At 73.4% G+C, this 18,263-nt stretch carries 14 protein-coding genes and 1 tRNA gene; 8 read left to right on the top strand and 7 right to left on the bottom strand.

The genetic code is table 11. From position 1 onward, the window contains the following. Positions 1-73 precede the first annotated feature (73 nt). Positions 74-146, bottom strand: a tRNA-Arg gene (locus F7Q99_RS15770). Between the two features lie 154 nt (positions 147-300). On the opposite strand from F7Q99_RS15770, the gene F7Q99_RS15765 reads away from it, so the two are divergent. After that, positions 301-1,827, top strand: coding sequence for a glycosyltransferase family 39 protein (locus F7Q99_RS15765; RefSeq protein ID WP_195911080.1), 1,527 nt, complete (start codon positions 301-303; stop codon positions 1,825-1,827). Between the two features lie 142 nt (positions 1,828-1,969). On the opposite strand, the gene F7Q99_RS43160 is transcribed toward F7Q99_RS15765, so the two are convergent. Further along, the gene (locus F7Q99_RS43160) at positions 1,970-4,336 is read right to left on the bottom strand and encodes a serine hydrolase (protein ID WP_153462093.1); all 2,367 of its coding nucleotides are present in this window, start codon (positions 4,334-4,336) and stop codon (positions 1,970-1,972) included. A gap of 295 nt (positions 4,337-4,631) precedes the next feature. Between F7Q99_RS43160 and F7Q99_RS15755 the strand changes: the two genes are divergently transcribed. The 3 genes from F7Q99_RS15755 (at position 4,632) to F7Q99_RS15745 (ending at position 7,023) form a co-directional block, all read left to right on the top strand. Next, complete coding sequence (locus F7Q99_RS15755; RefSeq protein WP_153462091.1) at positions 4,632-5,372, top strand: GOLPH3/VPS74 family protein; 741 nt, start codon at positions 4,632-4,634, stop codon at positions 5,370-5,372. A gap of 581 nt (positions 5,373-5,953) precedes the next feature. Further along, positions 5,954-6,817: a helix-turn-helix domain-containing protein gene (locus F7Q99_RS15750; protein ID WP_326846708.1), complete on the top strand. Its 864-nt coding sequence runs from the start codon at positions 5,954-5,956 to the stop codon at positions 6,815-6,817. Beyond that, positions 6,814-7,023, top strand: coding sequence for a DUF397 domain-containing protein (locus F7Q99_RS15745; protein WP_153462089.1), 210 nt, complete (start codon positions 6,814-6,816; stop codon positions 7,021-7,023). Before F7Q99_RS15750 ends, F7Q99_RS15745 begins: the two co-directional genes overlap by 4 nt. A 32-nt stretch (positions 7,024-7,055) precedes the next feature. Here F7Q99_RS15745 and F7Q99_RS15740 read toward each other — a convergent pair whose 3' ends face one another. Further along, positions 7,056-8,171: an ADP-ribosylglycohydrolase family protein gene (locus F7Q99_RS15740; RefSeq protein WP_153462087.1), complete on the bottom strand. Its 1,116-nt coding sequence runs from the start codon at positions 8,169-8,171 to the stop codon at positions 7,056-7,058. Between the two features lie 178 nt (positions 8,172-8,349). Beyond that, positions 8,350-10,971 (bottom strand): bifunctional FO biosynthesis protein CofGH, encoded by a 2,622-nt coding sequence (locus tag F7Q99_RS15735; RefSeq protein ID WP_153462085.1) that lies wholly within the window; start codon positions 10,969-10,971, stop codon positions 8,350-8,352. Positions 10,972-11,154: 183 nt separating this feature from the next. Between F7Q99_RS15735 and F7Q99_RS15730 the strand changes: the two genes are divergently transcribed. From F7Q99_RS15730 to F7Q99_RS15720, 3 genes are all read left to right on the top strand, one after another. After that, positions 11,155-12,411 (top strand): LolA family protein, encoded by a 1,257-nt coding sequence (locus tag F7Q99_RS15730; RefSeq protein ID WP_153462083.1) that lies wholly within the window; start codon positions 11,155-11,157, stop codon positions 12,409-12,411. 165 nt (positions 12,412-12,576) lie between these two features. Continuing rightward, on the top strand, positions 12,577-13,509 hold the full coding sequence (locus F7Q99_RS15725) for an ABC transporter ATP-binding protein (RefSeq protein ID WP_407697789.1): 933 nt from the start codon (positions 12,577-12,579) through the stop codon (positions 13,507-13,509). Next, on the top strand, positions 13,496-14,368 hold the full coding sequence (locus F7Q99_RS15720; RefSeq protein WP_153462078.1) for an ABC transporter permease: 873 nt from the start codon (positions 13,496-13,498) through the stop codon (positions 14,366-14,368). The genes F7Q99_RS15725 and F7Q99_RS15720 overlap by 14 nt, the downstream gene beginning before the upstream one ends. A gap of 3 nt (positions 14,369-14,371) precedes the next feature. Here F7Q99_RS15720 and rarD read toward each other — a convergent pair whose 3' ends face one another. Further along, on the bottom strand, positions 14,372-15,340 hold the full coding sequence (rarD, locus tag F7Q99_RS15715) for an EamA family transporter RarD (RefSeq protein WP_153462076.1): 969 nt from the start codon (positions 15,338-15,340) through the stop codon (positions 14,372-14,374). Positions 15,341-15,562: 222 nt separating this feature from the next. On the opposite strand from rarD, the gene F7Q99_RS15710 reads away from it, so the two are divergent. Next, positions 15,563-15,760, top strand: a complete 198-nt coding sequence (locus F7Q99_RS15710) for a DUF6011 domain-containing protein (protein WP_153462074.1) — start codon at positions 15,563-15,565, stop codon at positions 15,758-15,760. 11 nt (positions 15,761-15,771) lie between these two features. Here F7Q99_RS15710 and F7Q99_RS15705 read toward each other — a convergent pair whose 3' ends face one another. Continuing rightward, positions 15,772-17,676 (bottom strand): tetratricopeptide repeat protein, encoded by a 1,905-nt coding sequence (locus F7Q99_RS15705; protein WP_153462072.1) that lies wholly within the window; start codon positions 17,674-17,676, stop codon positions 15,772-15,774. 158 nt (positions 17,677-17,834) lie between these two features. After that, entirely contained in the window at positions 17,835-18,248 is a 414-nt protein-coding gene (locus F7Q99_RS15700; protein ID WP_153462070.1) for a DUF3052 domain-containing protein, read from the bottom strand. Positions 18,249-18,263: the final 15 nt, after the last annotated feature.

The raw sequence follows: 18,263 nt of genomic DNA, 5'->3' as shown, positions 1-18,263 counted from the left end.
GCCGGCCAGCACTCCCTCGCCGGAACGCCGAGAGGCCCTCCGCCCGATCGGGCGGAGGGCCTCTGCGTACGCGTGCCCCAGGCAGGATTCGAACCTGCGACACCGGCTTTAGGAGAGCCGTGCTCTATCCCCTGAGCTACTGAGGCGGGGGCCGTCTGGTGACACGGCCGTCCACAGCGTACCGGATCGGGGGTGGGGTGCGGGCGGCCGCCAATGGTGCGGGTGCCGACGGGGCGTCAGGATGGGTCAAGTAGCCTGCTGAAAATTGTTCGAAATCCGTCCGCCCGAACGAAGGATCCGATGAGACCTGCTGCGCACCCGGTCAGCCGACTGCTGGGGCACGTGTGGCTGTGGCCGGCAGTGGTCATGCTCGCGGTCGGGCTGTACCGGGTGGGGACGCCCGAGCTGTGGCGGGACGAGGTGGCGACGTGGACGGCGGCCACCCGGTCGCTGACGGATCTGCTGCGGCTGCTCCAGCACATAGACGCCAGCAACGGCGCGTACTACCTGCTGATGCACGGCTGGACGGCGGTGTTCGGGGACTCGGTGGTCGCGCTGCGGCTGCCGTCGGTGCTCGCCATGGCCGGGGCGGCGGCGTTCGTGGCACTGTCGGCCGAGCGGCTGTTCGGCGGGCGGGTGGCGGCAATCGGCGCCGGGCTGCTGTTCACCGCGGTGCCGCAGGTCTCGCGGTACGCGCAGGAGGCGCGGGTGTACGCGCTGGTGACGTGCGCGATCGCGGCGGCCACGTGGTTCCTGCTGCGCGCGCTGGAGCGGCCGACGTGGCGGAGGTGGGCGCCGTACTGCGCGGCGATGACGCTGGCGGGTGTGGGACACCTGATCTCGTTCAGCACGGTGGCCGGGCAGGCCGCGGTAGTGCTGCTGCACCTGTGGCGTACGCGCGGAGCGGTGGAGCGGCGGCTGGTGTGGCAGTACCCGCTGGCGGTGGCGGTCTCGGCCCTGCCGGTGGTGCCGGTGGTGATCCTGGGCAGCCGCCAGTCGGATCGGCAGCTGGGCTGGATCGACACGCCGTCGTTCCGGCTGCTGGTGCGGTTCGGCGAGCACCTGGCAGGCGCGCCGCACGTGTTCCAGGCCCTCGCCCTGCTGGCGGTGCCGGCGCTGGTGCTGCCGGGCCGGCGGGTGCAGGCGTGGCAGGCGCTGCTGCTGGCGGAGCTGCCGGTGGTGGGCGTGTGGGTGGTGTCGCAGGGCGGCACGTCGTACTTCATCGACCGGTACCTGCTGTTCACGGTGCCCGCCTGGGCGGCGCTGGCCGGGGGCGGGGTGGCGGCCGTGTACGAGGCGCTGGCGGGCCTCGCCCGGCCCGACAGGGAGCCGCGGAAGGCCGCTGCGGCGCTGCTGGCGCTGGGGCTGCTCGCGCTGCCCGCGGTGGCGGCGCTGCCGGCGCAGGCCACGGTGCGCTACCAGGGCGCGCACTCGGACTCCGAGGAGCCCTTCCGGGCCGCCGCCGACCTGATCGCCGCCGGATACCGCTCGGGGGACGGGGTGGCCGTCCCGCTCGGTGACCAGAGCTGGGCGATGGTGGGGCCGGGCATCAGCTACTACCTGCCGTCGGACGTACGGCCGTATCCGGTGTTCGTGGCGGAGAGCGCGGCCGAGGCGGAGGAGCTCTCGCCGACGCTCTGCGCGGAGGCGGCCGCCTGTCTGGGGCAGGGGCCGCGGATCTGGTTGCTGGTCCTCGGGGATACCGCGGACCCGCTGGCCGTCCTCCCCTCGGAGCAGGCGCAGGCGCTCCGGGCGCGGTACGGCGCACCCGACCGGGTGACGCCGCTCGGCGGGGTCACGCTCGCACTGCTGAACCGGACGGGCTGAGCCCGGACCGGAGGGGCATATCGGCGCCGCACAGGCGGCTGAAGCCCGGGGACGACAAAGCCCGCGGACGACGAAGGGGGAGCCGGTTCGAGCCGGCTCCCCCTCCGCATGAGATGCCGTACGGCATCTCATGCCGTACGAATCAGAGCATCCGGGTCAGGCGGGACAGGATGGACGGCGGGTTGAGGTCGGACTGGAGGGCCACCGGCACCTCCGTCTTGTTGTCGCCCGAGCCCGCGCGCAGCACGCCGACCTCGGCGCCGGCCTTGGCCGTGTGAGCGACCTTCGTCGCGTCCAGGCTGACGGTGCCCGTGATGCCGGGGAAGCCGGCCACGACGAGGTCCTTGGCCGCGACGACCGGGACCCTGCCGCCGAGCCCGTTGTCGACGTAGCCGACGACGTCACCCTTCTTGGCGAGGGTCTGGCCGGTGAGGCCGTTCTGCGCGGCCTGGATCTGCTTGCCGCTGACCTTCAGCACGACCGACAGGATGTCCTCGCCCTTGTTGGGCCCCGCGGGCGGCTGGCCCAGGGTGACGCCGAGGATCATCCGCCGCACGCCGCCGATCTCCTTGTAGGCGGCCCACATCAGGCAGCCGCCGGCCGGGGTGCTGGAGCCGGTCTTGACGCCGATGACACCGGTCTTCGGGTTGATCAGGTTGTTGGTGTTGGGGATCTTCTGGTTGTTGAAGTTGGTCTCCGGGGTGGAGACGATCTGCCGGAAGATCTCGTCCTGCATGACCTGCTCGGCCAGCTTCAGCTGGTCCTTGGCAGTGGACTTGGTGTCCGATTTGTAGCCGGCCGGGTCGGCGTAGGTGGTGTTGGTCATGCCGAACTTCGCCGCGGTCTCGTTCATCGCCTTGACGAACTCGGCCTCGGAGCCGGAGTGGAAGCGGGCGAGCAGCCGGGCCACGTTGTTGGCCGACGGCAGCATCAGCAGCTCCAGCGCCTGGTACTCGGTGAGCACCTGGTTCTCGGTGAGCGTGACCTTCGACTCGTCGACGTTTTCGGACTCCTGCGCGGCCTGCTTGTCGACGGTGATCTTCGGGCCGCTCTCTCCCTTCTTCAGCGGGTACTTCTGCAGGACCAGGTACGCGTTCATCACCTTGGTGACACTGGCGATCGAGGCCGGGGTCTCCTGACCGGAGCTGCCGAGGCTGCCGACGCCGACCACCTCGGCGGCGGACTGGCCCTTGGCCGGCCAGGCCAGGTCGAGCTGGTCACCCGGGAAGCCGAAGCCGGTTGCGGCGGAGAACTTCACCTTCGCGTCCGGCAGCGGGCGCAGCAACTGCGCCACGGCCGCCACGCCGAGCACCACGGCGAGGAAGACCGTCCAGATGGTGATCCGCTTGAGCGCGCGGCGCAGCGGGGAGACCGGGCGGGCGTTGAGGCTCGCCAGGACCTCCATCGCCTCGGCGGTGGTCTCCGGCGACGGCAGCGGCTCCGGGCCGGGCAGCGGCTCGGGCCCGGGCAGCGGCGGGACGGGCGGCACCGGCGGCCGGTCCGGGGTGGGCAGCGGCTCGGGGGCCGGGGCGGGGCCGGGCTTCGGCGCGGGGGTCGGCTTCGGCAGCGGCTCCGGGCCGGGCTGCGGCTCCGGCTCGGGGACGGGCTTCGGCTCGGGGTGCGGCTCGGGCACCGGCTCCGGGACGGGACCGGGCTCGGGCAGCGGCGCCGGCGCCGGCGGCTCGGGGACGGTGCCGGCGGTGGGGGTGGCCGCGAGAGGAGCGCGGAGCGGCTTCGGCTTCTCCGGCTTCTCGGACTTGTCAGCCTTGTCGGCCTCGCCAGCCTTGTCGGCCTTGTCAGCTCTATCGGCCTTGTCGCTCTTGTCGTCCTTCGCGGGCGTCTCGGCGCTCTCCGCGCTCGCGGGCTTCTCCGGGCTCTTGGCCTTGGTCAGCTTCACGCCCGACGCGGCCGGCGCGTCGTCAGCGGGCGCGTCATCAGCGGGCGCGTCGCCAGTGGTCTCGGCGGGCTCGGCGGGCTCGGGCGTGTCGCCCTCGGACGCATCGTCACCGGACACGTCGCCCTCGGGCGTGTCGCCCCCGGAAGCGGCCTCCTCGGCGTCCTCGGCGTCCTCCGCCGTCTCGTCGACCGCCGCGCCCGCGGCAGTCCGCATGGCGAGACGCGGGTCGGCGCCGGCCTTCGGCCCGGCCGTCGGCTTCGCGCCGTCAGCCGATGCCCCGGCCGACTCGGCCGACGGCTCAGCCGACGACTCGTCGGCCTCAGCTCCGGAACTCCCGTCACCGGACGGCTTCACCAGACTGTCGGGCAGCCGCAGCGCGGTGGTCGCGTTGTCCACCGGCAGCCGCAGCATCGTGGTCTTGCTGTCCACATCCCGGACACGGAGCTGTACGGTCGAACCGCCCTTGGCGCCCGCCTTCGGTGTGTCGCCGGACGCGTCGGCGGAGGCGTCGTCAGCGGCCGTACCGGCGCCGGCGGTCGCCCCGGTCCGCCCGCTTTCGCGGTCCTGCTTCCGCTCGCCGTCCCGCAGCGCCCTGTCGGGGGACTCGCCCACGTAACCCAGCCTCCTCAACCCGGCGGGGCACCGGCAGACCCGATTTCAGGAAGCCGACGCCCCGCCCCATGTACCTGTACAGTCTCCGCCACCGGTCGCCGCCCGGCCGCGCACACCCCGTCCGACCGGCGCCTATTGCCATCGCACGGCCGTATCGCACGCTGTCCACCGGTCAGACGCGGGGCCCGACGCCCCCGGTTCCCAGCCTTCACCGCAAGGTCACGATTCGGAGGCGTACTCGACAAGCCCGTGTGAGAGGCGTCACCCTGTCTCTCATCCACGCGGGGAGGCTTGGATGGGCAAGAGCCGCAGAACTGTTCCCGAGGAACTCTTGCTGCTCGCCTTGGACCCGACCACGGGTACCACGGCGCAGCCGCAGACCCTCGACCTCGGACTTGCCGGGGCGCAGCTCGTCGAGCTGTCCCTGGCCGGACGGATCGTACCGGAGGGAGACCGGATTGCCGTCGTGCTCGCACGGCCGACCGGCGACCCGACTCTGGACCACGCACTGGAGCTGCTGCGCCGCCGCGGCAGTCCGGTCCGTGCGGCGCACTGGATCGGCGGGCCCCGGCTGGGGCTTCGGCAGACCTATCTGGCGCACCTGGAGCGCTGCGGCATGGTGACCGCGGTGCCCGGCCAGGTGTGCGGGGTGCTGCCGACGACGCGCTACCAGGCGTGCGACGACTGCACCAACGCCGCGATCAAGCAGCGGCTGGACGCCGCGATCCGCACCGGCGTGCCGCCGGACCCGCGGACGGCCGCGCTCGCCGCGCTGGCGCACTCGGTGGGCCTCGGCAAGCACCTGTACCCGGGCAACGAGGGCCGGTCCTCGCGGTCGAGGCTGCGTGACCTGATCCGGTACGACCCGCTCGGCGGGATGGTCGCGCACGCCGTGATCGACGTGCAGAACGGCCTGCCGGCACAGCAGAACCGTTCGCCCCAGGCCTCCGGGACGGGTGCCGGCCGCTCCGGCGCCCGCGCGGCGGGCCGGGGTACCGGCGGCCGGGTGGCCGCCTCCCGGGTCGGCGTCCGCTGACGGACGGCCCACTCCCGGACGGCGCCGCGCCCGGCGACAGTTCCACGAACGACAGGCCTACGAGCGACAGGCCTGGGAGCGGCAGGCCTACGAGCGAGAGGCTTGCGAGCGACACGCTGGGGAGCCACAGTCCCCACGGCGCACGCCACCTCGTTCACGCCGCCCGGCGGCGCTGAGCGACCCGATGCACCACCAGCTGTTCCAGGAGCGAGAAGGGGCGGTCGCCCCGCGACGGAAGTCGCCCGGCGACCGCCCCTCTGCCGTCCCCGGGGACCCGCCAGGGCCGTTCCGGGCGTTCGGAGGGGCCGGCCGCAGCATGTGCCACCAGCGCGTGCGCCACCGGGGAGCTCAACCACAGCAGTACGAGTCCGAGTTGCCGAGCCGCATTACCACCCTGGGGCGCCCGTCGTCTCGTGGAAGCGCTTTTCCGATGATCTGTTCTACTGCGCTGCTGCGATTCCCCGGCGCCGACCTGGGCCGAGGTGACATGCTGCTCCGAGTCAGGGGGGTTGGTCCCTATTTCCACAGTGTTCCGAGGACTGCCGTTCCAACGATCACCAGAGGTCCGGCCGGAGGTCGACGTGTCCGCGAACATCAATCCCACCGTGCGCCGCCGACGCCTCGGCTCGGAGCTGCGCAAGCTCCGCGAGGGCCTCGGGATGACCGCGGAGGAGGTGGCCGGCCGGCTGATGGTCTCCCAGTCGAAGATCAGCCGGCTGGAGAACGGCCGCCGCAGCATCAGCCAGCGGGACGTCCGGGACCTGTGCGACGTGTACAAGGTGACCGACGAGCAGATGCGCAACAGCCTCATGGAGATGGCCAAGGAGTCGCGCCAGCGCGGCTGGTGGCACGACTTCAACGACATGCCGACCCCGTACAGCGTGTACATCGGCCTGGAGGCCGAGGCCTCCTCGATCCGCGCCTACGAGTCCTCGTTCGTCCCCGGCCTCCTGCAGACCGAGCAGTACGCCCAGGCCGTCGTCGAGGGCACCCAGCCGGACACCGAACCGCTCGCCGTCCAGCGCCGGGTGCAGGTGCGGATGAAGCGGCAGGACCGCGTCCAGGGGGAGAACCAGCTCGGCAGCCTCTGGACCGTCATAGACGAGGCGGTGCTGCGCCGCGAGGTCGGCAGCCGCGAGGTGATGGCCCACCAGCTGAAGCACATGCTGGAGTTGAGCCAGCGCCCGAACATCACGATCCAGGTGATCCCGTTCTCGGCCGGCGCCCACCCCGGTATGACCGGGACATTCTCCCTGCTGGAGTTCCCCGAGTCAGCCGATTCCACGGTTGTCTACTTCGAAGGTGTGACAAGTGATCTTTACCTGGAGAAGGAGGCCGATGTCCGCCGCTATACCGGTCTCTACGACCACCTCAGGGCGGCGGCGCTCGGCGTGGCGGAGAGCCGCACGCTGATAGCCGAGATTGAAGAGGGATACCACACATGAGCACCACCCACGGGAACGGGACGGCCTGGCGGAAGAGCAGCCATAGCGGCGGCAACGGTGCCTGTGTGGAGATCGCCACTCCGACCGCGGGGGTTGTCGCGGTCCGGGACTCCAAGGACCCTCAGGGCCCACGACTGCACTTCTCCGCCGACGCCTGGAACTCCTTCGCCACCGCCGCCGGTACGGGTGCGTTCGGCGAACTCTGAACCGGCCCCGTTCCCGTCGGCGGTCCGGTCCTTCAGCGCACCACGGGGTAGCGGGCGGACCACCCGACGCCCTCCGGGGTCTCCTGGCCGTGCAGTTCGGTGCCGTGCACCAGCTCCATCACGAAGTCGTCGGCGAGTTCGAGGATCGCCCCGCGGCCCTCCAGCCCGGCCACCAGACCGGGCGGCAGCGCGGTGTCGCCGTGCAGCACCCCGAGCAGGCCGCCGCAGATCGCGCCGGTGGAGTCGCTGTCCCCGGAGTGGTTGACGGCCAGCAGCAGGCCGGAGCGCACGTCGTGCGCGACCAGCGCGCAGTACACCGCGATCGCCAGCGCCTCCTCGGCGACCCAGCCCTCCCCCAGCGCCTCCACCCGGGCCGCGGACGGCTCGCCGGCCCGCACCGCGTCCAGCGCCGCCCGCAGCGCGGCGGTGGTCTCCTCGTGCCCCTGCCGCTCGGAGAGCAGCGCCAGGGCGAGATGGACGCCCTCCTCCAGGGTGCCGCCGCGGGCGATGCTCTGGACGATCACCGCGAGCGCGCCCGCCGCGAGGTAGCCGGTCGGGTGGCCGTGGGTGAGCACCGAGCACTCCACCGCGAGCTGGAACACCAGGCCAGGCTCCCACGTGGTGAGCAGCCCGAACGGCGCCGCCCGCACCACCGTGCCGCAGCCCTTGGAGTGCGGGTTCTTGGGCCGCTCCAGGGTGCCGAGCCATTCGCCGTCCGGCCCGGTGAGGCCGGAGAGGCAGCCCTGGCCGGGGGCGCGCCGCGCGTACAGCCACTCCTCGCGGCCGAGCCAGCCGAGGTCGGGGCGGCGCTCGTCCGGCCCCCAGTCGCGCTGGGTGGCGGCCCAGCGCAGGTAGGCGAGGTGCAGGTCGGTGGGCGGGTGCCAGCTGCCGGCGTCCCGGCGGATGTGGGCGCGGATCAGGCCGTCGACGGTGAAGAGCGTCAGCTGGGTGTCGTCGGTGATCGCGCCGAGCCGCCCGTGGGCGGGGACGTAGCCGGTGACGCCCTGCGGGCCGTGCTGCGCGCGGATCCCGTCCAGCGACTCGAACTCGATGCCGGCGCCGAGCGCGTCCCCGATAGCGCCGCCGAGCAGGCAGCCCCGCACCCGGCTGCGGAAGTCCTGCTGCTGTGCGCGTGACCACAGTGGCATCACGACGGGGCGCCTTTCGTCCGGGACCGGCGGGGACGGCGCGACGCTCGGCCGGTCGCGCGCCCTGGCACTGTATGCGAAGACCCGAGCGATTCAATGGGGTCCCTCGCCCACCGGCGGCCCCGCCCTGTGCCGGGGGTCCGGCCGCCCCCCGAAGGCGGCCGGACCCGGGCCCGCCTCAGTCCAGGACCGGCAGCAGCTCCGGCAGGTGCCCGTCCGAGGCCAGCGCCGCGGCCCGGCGCTCGGCCGGGACCTCGCCGTAGGTGGTGGTGCGCTGGCGGTGCGGGCGGCCCGCCGCCTCGGCGATCGCCTGGAGGTCCCGGACGGACTTGTGGCTCCCGTACGCCGAGCCGGCCATCCGCGAGATGGTCTCCTCCATGAGCGTGCCGCCGAGGTCGTTGGCGCCGGAGCGCAGCATCTCGGCCGCGCCCTCGGCGCCCAGCTTGACCCAGCTGGTCTGGATGTTGGGGATGTGCGGGTGCAGCAGCAGCCGGGCCATCGCGACCACCGCGCGGTTGTCCCGGGCGGTCGGGCCGGGCCGGGCGATGCCGGCCAGGTAGACCGGCGCGTTGGTGTGGATGAACGGCAGGGTGACGAACTCGGTGAACCCGCCGGTGCGTTCCTGGATCCCGGCGAGCAGCCGCAGGTGACCGAGCCAGTGCTTCGGGGTGTCCACGTGCCCGTACATCATCGTCGACGAGGAGCGGATGCCCAGTTCGTGCGCGGTGGTGACGACCTCGACCCAGGTGGCGGCCGGTAGCTTGCCCTTGGTGAGCACCCAGCGGACCTCGTCGTCCAGGATCTCGGCGGCCGTGCCCGGGATGGTGTCCAGGCCGGCCTCCTTGGCCTGCTGGAGCCAGTCCCGGACGGACAGGCCGGTCCGGGTCGCGCCGTTGACCACCTCCATCGGCGAGAAGGCGTGCACGTGGATGCCGGGCACCCGCTCCTTCACCGCGCGGGCGATGTCGAAGTAGGCGGTGCCGGGCAGGTCCGGGTGGATGCCGCCCTGCATGCACACCTCGGTGGCGCCGACCTCCCAGGCCTGCGCGGCCCGGTCGGCGACCTGCTGCAACGACAGCGTGTAGGCGTCCGCGTCGGTGCGACGCTGGGCGAAGGCGCAGAACCGGCAGCCGGTGTAGCAGACGTTGGTGAAGTTGATGTTCCGCGTGACGCAGTAGGTGACGTCCTCGCCGACCGCGTCGCGGCGCACGTCGTCGGCGATCCGGCAGAGCGCGTCCAGAGCCGGGCCGTCCGCGTGGAACAGGGCCAGCGCCTGGTCGTCGGTCAGCCGCGTCGGGTCGTCGGCGGCCACCGCCAGCGCCTCGCGCAGGTCCCCGGCGAGTCGCTCCGGCGCGCCCTCGGCGAGCACCTGCTCGCGCAGCACGTCCCAGTCGCCGTAGACGTCCTCGAAGTCGGCCCGGCGGTCGCCGGTGCGGCCCTCGGTGTCGATGGCGGTGTGCAGGTCGGTCCGCCCGTACGAGGCGGGCAGGTCCTCGGGCTCCTGCCACGGGTGGCCCTGGACCACGGCGTCCGGGCGGGCCAGGCCGGTCTCCGGGTCGGCAAGCGCCCGCACGTGCGGCAGCACCCGCGGGTCCAGCCACGGCTCGCCGCGCCGCACGTACTCGGGGTAGACGGCGAGCCGCTCGCGCAGCGCGAAGCCGGCCGCCGCCGAGCGCTCGGCCAGCCGGTCGATCTGCGGCCACGGGCGCTCGGGGTTGACGTGGTCCGGGGTGAGCGGGGAGACCCCGCCCCAGTCGTCGATGCCGGCCCCGATCAGCCGCTCGTACTCGCCGTCCACCAGGTTCGGCGGCGCCTGCAGGCACGCGGCCGGGCCCATGATGTGCCGGGCCACGGCCACCGTGGCGACCAGCTCGTCCAGTTCGGCGTCCGGCATGCCGCGCATCGCCGTGTCCGGCTTGGCGCGGAAGTTCTGCAGGATCAGCTCCTGGACACCGTGGTAGGCGCGGGAGACGCGGCGCAGCGCGAACAGCGACTCGGCGCGCTCCCGGTACGTCTCGCCGATGCCGATCAGCAGACCGCTGGTGAACGGGACGGAGCTGCGCCCGGCGTCCTCCAGGACGCGCAGCCGGACGGCGGGTTCCTTGTCCGGCGAGCCGAAGTGCGGGCCGCCGGGCTCGCTCCACAGGCGGGTGGCGGTGGTCTCCAGCATCATGCCCATCGAGGCGGAGACGGGCTTGAGGCGCTGGAAGTCCGTCCAGCTCAGCACCCCGGGGTTGAGGTGCGGGAGCAGGCCGGTCTCCTCCAGGATGCGGATGGACATCGCCCGCACGTAGGCGATGGTGTCGTCGTAGCCGTGCGCGTCCAGCCACTCGCGGGCCTCGGGCCAGCGGTCCTCGGGCTTGTCGCCGAGCGTGATCAGGGCTTCCTTGCAGCCGAGTTCGGCGCCGCGCCGGGCGACCTCCAGGACCTCGTCGGGTGACATGAACATCCCCGCCCCGGCCCGGCGCAGCTTGCCGGGGACGGTGGCGAACGTGCAGTAGTGGCACTTGTCGCGGCAGAGCCGCGTGAGCGGGATGAAGACGCTCTTGGAGTAGGTGATGACGCCGGGCCGGCCGGCCGCTTCGAGGCCGGCGTCGCGTACCCGGGCGGCGCTCGCGCAGAGATCCCGCAGGTCCTCGCCTCTGGCCTGGAGCAGCACGGCCGCCTCGGCGACGTCGAGCGCGACGCCGTCCCGGGCGCGGCGCAGGGCGCGGCGCATGGCGTTCTCCGTCGGGGGCTGCTGCTCGGTCGGGGGCTTCGGTCCGTCCGTGGCGGATTCGTCCTTGGCGGTTGCGTCCATGGCGCGACCCTACGCCAGGAGTCGTACACCGGGAGGAGCCAACCCTGAGGGCGTCTCAGGGTCGGTGTACCCGGGAGGTTTACCCCGAAGTGGCCCCAGAGGGCGATGACTCGGGCGGTGCGCCGGCATCTAATGGAGGGGCACGAGGCAATCGGCCGGGTTCGCAGAGGAGTTGAGGACGCCATGACCAATGACACGGCGGCGGAGGAGAAAGCGGACGGCGGCGTGCCGTACCGCTCGCGGCGACGCACCCTGATGCGGGCGGGGGTTCCGCTCGCGGTGGCCGCGGTGATCGCCGCCGGTGTCGGGCTGGTGCCCGCGCTGGCCGCCGACGCGCCGCCGGACCTGCCGGCCCTGACGGCGGAGCAGGTGGTGGCCAAGGTGCTCGGCTCGGACGCGCAGGCGCTCTCCGGGACGGTCTCGCTCTCGACCGACCTCGGGGTGCCCAGCCAGCTCATCGGCGCCGCCGCCGGCGGGCTCGGCGCGGCGGCCGGGCACGGCAGTGAGGACGGCAAGGGGTCGTCCGCGGACCCGCAGGCGAAGCTGCTGGGGCTGCTCGGCGGCGACCAGACCCTGCGCGTCGCGGTGGACGGCCCGGACCGCCAGCGGCTCGACCTGCTGGAGAACATGGCCGGCTACACCCTGGTCCACAACGGCGACCAGGCCTGGGCGTGGGACAGCTCCAGCAACCAGGCCGTGCACCTGACCGGCCAGGCCGCCCGGCACAACGGCGCCGAGCACCCCAAGGTTCCGCTGACCGGGGTGCCGGCCACCCCGCAGGAAGCCGCCAAGCAGTTCCTCACCGAGAACGCGGGCACCACCTCGGTCACCGTGGCCGGCACCGCCAAGGTCGCCGGGCAGAACGCCTACCTGCTGAGCGTGAAGCCCACCCAGTCCGGCTCGACCGTCGGCGAGGTCCGGATCGCGGTGGCCGCCGGCAACGGCGTGCCGCTCTCGGTCGTGGTCAGGGCCACCGACGGCGGCACCGTGCTGGACGTCCACTTCACCGACGTCACCTTCGCCACGCCGGCCGCCACGACCTTCGACTTCACCGTGCCCAAGGGCGCCAAGGTGACGGAGCACAAGGCGGACGAGGCACGCGGCCGGGAGAACGGGCCGGGCGGCGCCAAGGACGGTTTCAAGGGCGGTTCCAAGGACGGCTCCAAGGACGGCGACGTCAACGTGATCGGCGAGGGCTGGACCTCGGTGGTCGCCGCGCACCTGCCCAGCGGGCCGGCCGGCGCACCGCAGGACGGCCGGCACGGCGGGAAGGGCGCGTTCCGGGACCCGCAGGCGCTGGTCAAGTCGCTCGGCAAGCCGGTCGCCGGCGGCACCCTGATCAGCACCAAGGTGATCAACGTCCTGGCCACCGACGACGGCCGGGTGTTCGCCGGCGCGGTGACCCTGCCGGTCCTGCAGAGCGCGGCCGGGGTGAACTGACGGATGACCGGGACTCCCGTAACGGGGGACGTTACGGAGTCGGCCGGGGGCCGGGGCGCCGAGGTGCGCCCGGCCCCCGTTCCCGCTGCCGCCCCCTCCTCCAGAAGTGACGCCTCCGGAAGCGACTCCGGAATCGGCTCCGGAATCGGCTCCGGAAGTGACGACGTGATCCGCACGCGCGGCCTGACCAAGCGCTTCCGCGGCGGCCAGCTCGCCGTCGACGGCCTGGACCTCAGCGTCCCGCGCGGCTCGGTCTTCGGCTTCCTGGGCCCCAACGGCTCCGGCAAGACCACCACGATCCGGATGCTGATGGGCCTGATCGCCCCCACCTCGGGCGTGGCGACCGTCCTCGGTGAGTCGATGCCGCAGTCGGTCGCCACCGTGCTGCCCCGGGTCGGCGCCCTCATCGAGGGCCCCGCGCTGTACGGCTTCCTCTCCGGCCGCGACAACCTGGCCCGGTTCGACGCCGCCGACCCGACCGCCGACCCGCGCACCCGGCGCCGCCGGGTCGAGGAGGCGCTGGAGCGGGTCGGGCTGACCGCGGCGGCGGGCAAGAAGGCCCGCGCGTACTCGCTGGGCATGAAGCAGCGGCTCGGCCTGGCCTCGGCGCTGCTCCAGCCGCGCGAACTGCTGGTGCTGGACGAGCCGACCAACGGCCTGGACCCGCAGGGCATGCGCGAGATCCGGACGCTGGTGCGGGAGGTCGCGGCGGAGGGCACCACGGTGTTCCTCTCCTCGCACCTGCTCGACGAGATCGAGCACGTGTGCACCCACGCGGCGGTGATGTCCCGCGGCCGGCTGGTGGTGCAGGGCACCGTCGCCGAGCTGGCCGCCCGGGCGCAGGGCCGGCTGGTGGTCCGGACGCCCGATGTCGCGCGGGCCGCCGAGGTGCTGGCGGCCCACCGGGTCGCCGACGTCGTGCGCGGCGAGGACCGGGTGGACGGCGAGCTCGCCGAGGCGGGCGAGGCCTCGCTGCCGAAGCTGTGCGCGGCGCTGGTCGAGGCCGGCGTACGGGTGCACGGGTTCGGGCTGGAGCGGGGCACGTTGGAGGACGCCTTCGTGGCGCTGACCGGGGAGGGCTTCGATGTCGCAGGCTGAGGCGCTGCCCGTGCCCGGGCGCCGGCCGCAGACGGCCGCCGGGTTCCTGGCACTGTTCCGCAACGAGTTGCACCTGACGTTCCGCCGGATGCGGACCCTGGTGCTGCTGGGGATCCTGGCGCTGCTGCCGGTCCTGATCGGCGTGATCATCAAGGTCAACACGGACGGCCCGCACGGTGGCGACGGCGGACCGAGCTTCATCGCGCAGACCACCCAGAACGGCCTGTTCCTGGTGTTCACCTCGCTCGCGGTGGCATTGCCGATCTTCCTGCCGATGACGGTCGGCGTGGTCGCCGGGGACTCGGTGGCGGGTGAGGCCTCCACCGGGACGCTGCGCTACCTGCTGGTCGCGCCGGCCGGGCGGACCAGGCTGCTGGCCGCCAAGTTCACCGCCGGGCTGGCGTTCTGCCTGGCCGCCACCGCGGCCGTCGCGGTGACCGCCCTCGCCACCGGGGCCGCGCTGTTCCCGCTCGGCGACGTCACCCTGCTCTCCGGCGACACCGTCGGCCTGGCCGACGCGCTGCCGCGGGCGCTGCTGGTGGCCGCGATGGTGGCGCTCTCGCTGGCCGGGCTGGTGGCGATCGGGCTGTTCATCTCGACGCTCACCGGCAGCGGCATCGCGGCGATGGCCGCGACGGTGGTGCTGGTGATCACCGTGCAGATCCTGGACGGCTTCCCGCAGCTGGACGCGATCCGGCCGTTCCTCTTCACCCACTACTGGCTCAGCTTCGCGAATCTGCTGCGCGAGCCGATGTACTGGGACGACGTGCTGAAGAACCTCGGCCTCCAGGCCGCCTACGTCGCCGTGTTCGGCTCGGCGGCCTGGGCGCGGTTCGCCAGCCGGGACATCAGCGCCTGAGTCCTACCGGGTCGCCACCGGTGCCGGGGCGGGCTGCGGCGCGTTCGCCGCGGCCCGCTCCGCGCGGTCGGCCCGCACCCGGCGCAGCGCGTCCCAGGTGAGCATCGCGAGCGCCGCCCAGACCAGGGCGAAGCCGGCCCAGCGGGCGGGCGGCATCGACTCGTGGAAGACCGCGACGCCGATCAGGAACTGGAACACCGGCGCCAGGTACTGCAGCAGCCCGAGCATGGTCAGCGGCACCCGGACGGCCGCCGCGCCGAAGCACAGCAGCGGGATCGCCGTGATCACACCGCTGAGCATGAGCAGCCCCGAGTGGCCCCAGCCGTACGAGCCGGCCACCGTGTGCCCGAAGGTGCCGCGCCCGCTGATCTCCAGGTACACCAGGTAGGCGAGGGCGAACGGGAACATGAAGGCGCTCTCCGCTGCCAGGCTCTCCACGCCGCTCAGCCCGACCGTCTTCTTCAGCAGGCCGTAGGTGGCGAAGGTGAGCGCGAGGGTGAGGGCGATCCAGGGCAGCTGCCCGTAGGCGATCGTCAGCACCGCGACCGCCGCCGCGCCGATGCCGACCGCCGTCCACTGTGCGAGCCGCAGCCGTTCCTTGAGCACCAGGACGCCGAAGCCGATGGTCACCAGCGGGTTGATGAAGTAGCCGAGGCTGGTCTCGACGACGTGCCCGGAGTTGACCGCCCAGATGTAGACGCCCCAGTTGACGGAGATCACGGCCGCCGCGGCGGCCAGCATCGCGATCCGGCGGGGCTGGCGCAGCAGCGGGCGTATCCAGCCCCAGTGCCGCTGGGCGATCAGCAGCAGCACCACCGCGACCAGCGACCAGACCATCCGGTTGGCCAGGATGTCGTCGGCGGCACCGGGCTCCAGCAGCGGCCAGAACAGCGGGAAGAGCCCCCAGATGCCGTAGGCCGAGGCCCCGTACCAGAGGCCTCGGCCGCTCTCCTGCTTGGTTGTGTCCGGCATGAGCCGCCTGCCCTCCGCGCGCACGTATGTCGAGGTGACGGTAGCGGGCGGAAGGGCCCGATGTCATCTCCGTTTCCGCAGTTTGGTCATGACATTGCTTGAATGCTGGACTTCCCGGGCGCTCAGGGCCTCCGTTCAGGACTCGCGGACGGACTCGGCGAGGGCACGGTCGGACGGCCGACCAGGGGTTTTGCACGGCCGCCGCCCGGCTACCGTCTCCCCATGACCAGCACCGACGATCCGCTGCCCGGGACGGACACCCCGGAGGCCGTCCGCCTCCGTGTCACCTGCCGCCGCTGCCACCGGCCGCTGCACGACCCGGAGTCCCGCATCCTGCGGCTCGGCCCGGAGTGCCGCGACCCGGCCGAGCGCGTGCCGCGCCACGACGTCGAGCAGGACCCGCTCCCGGGCGTCGGGTAACGGCGGCGGCGTCAGCCGCGTCCGAGCAGTCTCCGGAGGAACCCGGGGCGCTGGGGCTGGGGCTCGGGTTCGGGCTCCGGGTCCGGGTCCGGGTCCGGGGCGTCCGCGGCCTCGTCGGCGCGGATGACCGCCTGGGCGAGGGCGAGATCGGCGGACGGAAGCCACGGCGCCGCGAGGGCCAGGCGGCCCACCGAACGCAGGATCGTCACCACCCGCGTGCGCCGCGCGTCGGCGCAGTAGCGGAGCCGGAGCCGGAGCTGTGCGGCGATGTCCGCGCGCGTCTCGGGGTGCGTCCAGCCGATCGCGACGAGCGCCAAGCCGGCCGCCTCGACGACCCAGTCCTCGGGCCCGAGCAGCAGGTCGACCAGCACCCGGCGGCGGTCCGAGTCCTGCCACGGCTGGTCGGTGCGGTGGTGGGCGATGCCGAGGCAGGCGAAGGTCTGGACGGCGCGCACCCACAGTTCGGGCTGGTGGGCGAGCAGCGCCCGGCCGAGGTCGTCCTCGCGCGGTGCGGGCGGGTGGGCGAGGACGCCGACGAGGTCGTCGAGCGGCAGCCCGGCGAGGCGGACGGCATGGTCGTAGGCGGCCGGGATGGTCGGCCAGACGATCTCGGCGGTGGCCCGGACGAGGTCGGCGCTCTCGGGGGCGGGCGGGGCGACGGCGGGGCGCGGGTCGGTGCCGTCCCAGGCCCACACGCGGGTGGCGGGTTCACCGGGTTCGCGCAGCGGGCGGCGCGGGTCGGGCTCGCGGACGGACTGGTAGCCGACGGTGGAGCGCGGGAGCGCGAGGTGGAGGGCCAGCTGGGAGCTGGGCGGTTCGAGGGCGGTGACGGTGCAGTCGATCTCCGAGTCCCGGGTGGTGTCGGGCGAGGCGAGGACCTGGTGGAGCACGTTGACGGTGGCCTCGGTGGCGCCGGGCAGCAGGCCGAGCCAGGGTTCCCGGTGGCTGAGCCGTTCGAGGAGGTCCTGGGCGTAGTCGTGGTCGGGGTGGGCGCGGTGGTGGTCGGCGAGGGCGAGCAGGTGGGCGGTGCTGCCGTCGACGGCGTGGCGCAGCCCGTGGATCGCCGGGGCGGCCTTGGGGTGGTCGGGTTCGGTCGCGAGGACGCGCTCCAGCCAGGGCAGGCCGTCGGCGGGACGGCCGAGGAAGCCGTACAGCTCGGCGACGTCGACGGCGAGGTAGCTGCTGTCGTTGTCGTTCGCCGGTGCGACGCGGCGGAGTTCGGCCTCCCAGACGGCGAGGGCCTGTTCGGGCCGGCCGTCGGCGCGCAGGGCGTTGCCGAGCATGACGGACGGCATGTAGCCGGGGGCCAATCGCTGGGCGTGTTCGGCGAGTTCGACGGCGCGCGCGGTGGCGCCGAGGCGCCGGGTGAGGCCGGAGGCCATCACGAGGAGCAGCGGATGGTCGGGGTGGCGGGCGACGACGGCCTGCACGAAGTCCTCGAACGGCTGGACGGCGGACGCGAGTTCGGCGGGCAGCGGGTCGGGCAGCACGCCGGCGGCGCGGGCGACGGCCTGGGCGACGGCGTCCGGGTCGACGAGGCCGGGCAGGTCCTCGCGGGCGAGCCAGGCGGCGTGGGCCCAGGGTCTGACGGGCTCGTACTGGATGGCCGAGGCGAGCAGGCCGATCGCCGTGTCCCAGTCGCCGGCGGCAGCCTCGACGTGGGCCCGGCAGACGACGGTGCCCAGGTAGACCTCGCCGTCGAGCGGGAACAGTTCGCGGGCCGCGGCCGGTCCGCCGACGGCGGCGCAGAGTTCGGCCAGCGCTTCGTGCAGTTCGGGCAGTTGCGGGTCGCCGACGATCGCGTCGGCCAGGTGGTCGGCGGCGTGCGGGAGCTCGCCGGAGTCGATCGCCAGCCGGGCGACCGCCACCTCCCCCTCGGCCGCCAGCCGCTCGTCGCCGTCGTCCGTGTGCTGCATGTCCGGTCCCCCGTCGCGCTGTCTCCGATGTGCGCGGACGAGGCTATCCCGCACACACAACGGGACGAGGATCCGACCGGGCCCGGCCCCGGACGGCGACGGTCGCCCGCCGAGGGCGGCGCAGGAAGTCGGACGGACCGACTTCCTGCTCACGGGGGCTACAGGCGGGAGGCCGCGAGGCGGGTGCCGTTCCAGTCCGGGGCGACGCTGACGGACCGCGCGTGGGAGAGGCCGGCCGCCTGAGCGGAATCCTGGACGTCGCCGGGCTCGATGTAGCCGCCCCGGCCGCTCTTGGGGGTGAGCAGCCAGATCGTGCCGCCCGCGTCGAGGAAGCCGAGGGCGTCCACCAGCGCGTCGGTGAGGTCGCCGTCGTCCTCGCGGAACCAGAGGAGGACGGCGTCGGCCACGTCCTCGAAATCCTCGTCGACGAGGTCCTGACCGGTGATCGCCTCGATGCCCTCGCGGAGGTCGTGGTCGACGTCGTCGTCGAAGCCGATCTCCTGGACGACCTGCCCGGGCTCGAAGCCGAGCCGGGCGGCGGGGTTGGTGCGCTCTTCCTCTGATGTCGCCATGGCGGTGTTTCCTTC

Source organism: Streptomyces kaniharaensis, assembly GCF_009569385.1.
In the GTDB taxonomy this organism is placed as follows: Bacteria; Actinomycetota; Actinomycetes; order Streptomycetales; family Streptomycetaceae; genus Kitasatospora; species Kitasatospora kaniharaensis.
Note: the sequence above shows the minus strand (reverse complement) of the source record. Positions and strands in the feature narration are given on the sequence as shown.

Bases quoted from the DNA above. Each gene is read 5' to 3' on its own strand.
- F7Q99_RS15765 (WP_195911080.1), top strand. From the start codon at position 301: ATGAGACCTGCTGCGCACCCGGTCAGCCGACTGCTGGGGCACGTGTGG.
- F7Q99_RS15755 (WP_153462091.1), top strand. From the start codon at position 4,632: ATGGGCAAGAGCCGCAGAACTGTTCCCGAGGAACTCTTGCTGCTCGCC.
- F7Q99_RS15745 (WP_153462089.1), top strand. From the start codon at position 6,814: ATGAGCACCACCCACGGGAACGGGACGGCCTGGCGGAAGAGCAGCCAT.
- F7Q99_RS15740 (WP_153462087.1), bottom strand. From the start codon at position 8,171: ATGCCACTGTGGTCACGCGCACAGCAGCAGGACTTCCGCAGCCGGGTG.
- F7Q99_RS15735 (WP_153462085.1), bottom strand. From the start codon at position 10,971: ATGGACGCAACCGCCAAGGACGAATCCGCCACGGACGGACCGAAGCCC.
- F7Q99_RS15730 (WP_153462083.1), top strand. From the start codon at position 11,155: ATGACCAATGACACGGCGGCGGAGGAGAAAGCGGACGGCGGCGTGCCG.
- F7Q99_RS15720 (WP_153462078.1), top strand. From the start codon at position 13,496: ATGTCGCAGGCTGAGGCGCTGCCCGTGCCCGGGCGCCGGCCGCAGACG.
- rarD (WP_153462076.1), bottom strand. From the start codon at position 15,340: ATGCCGGACACAACCAAGCAGGAGAGCGGCCGAGGCCTCTGGTACGGG.
- F7Q99_RS15710 (WP_153462074.1), top strand. From the start codon at position 15,563: ATGACCAGCACCGACGATCCGCTGCCCGGGACGGACACCCCGGAGGCC.
- F7Q99_RS15705 (WP_153462072.1), bottom strand. From the start codon at position 17,676: ATGCAGCACACGGACGACGGCGACGAGCGGCTGGCGGCCGAGGGGGAG.
- F7Q99_RS15700 (WP_153462070.1), bottom strand. From the start codon at position 18,248: ATGGCGACATCAGAGGAAGAGCGCACCAACCCCGCCGCCCGGCTCGGC.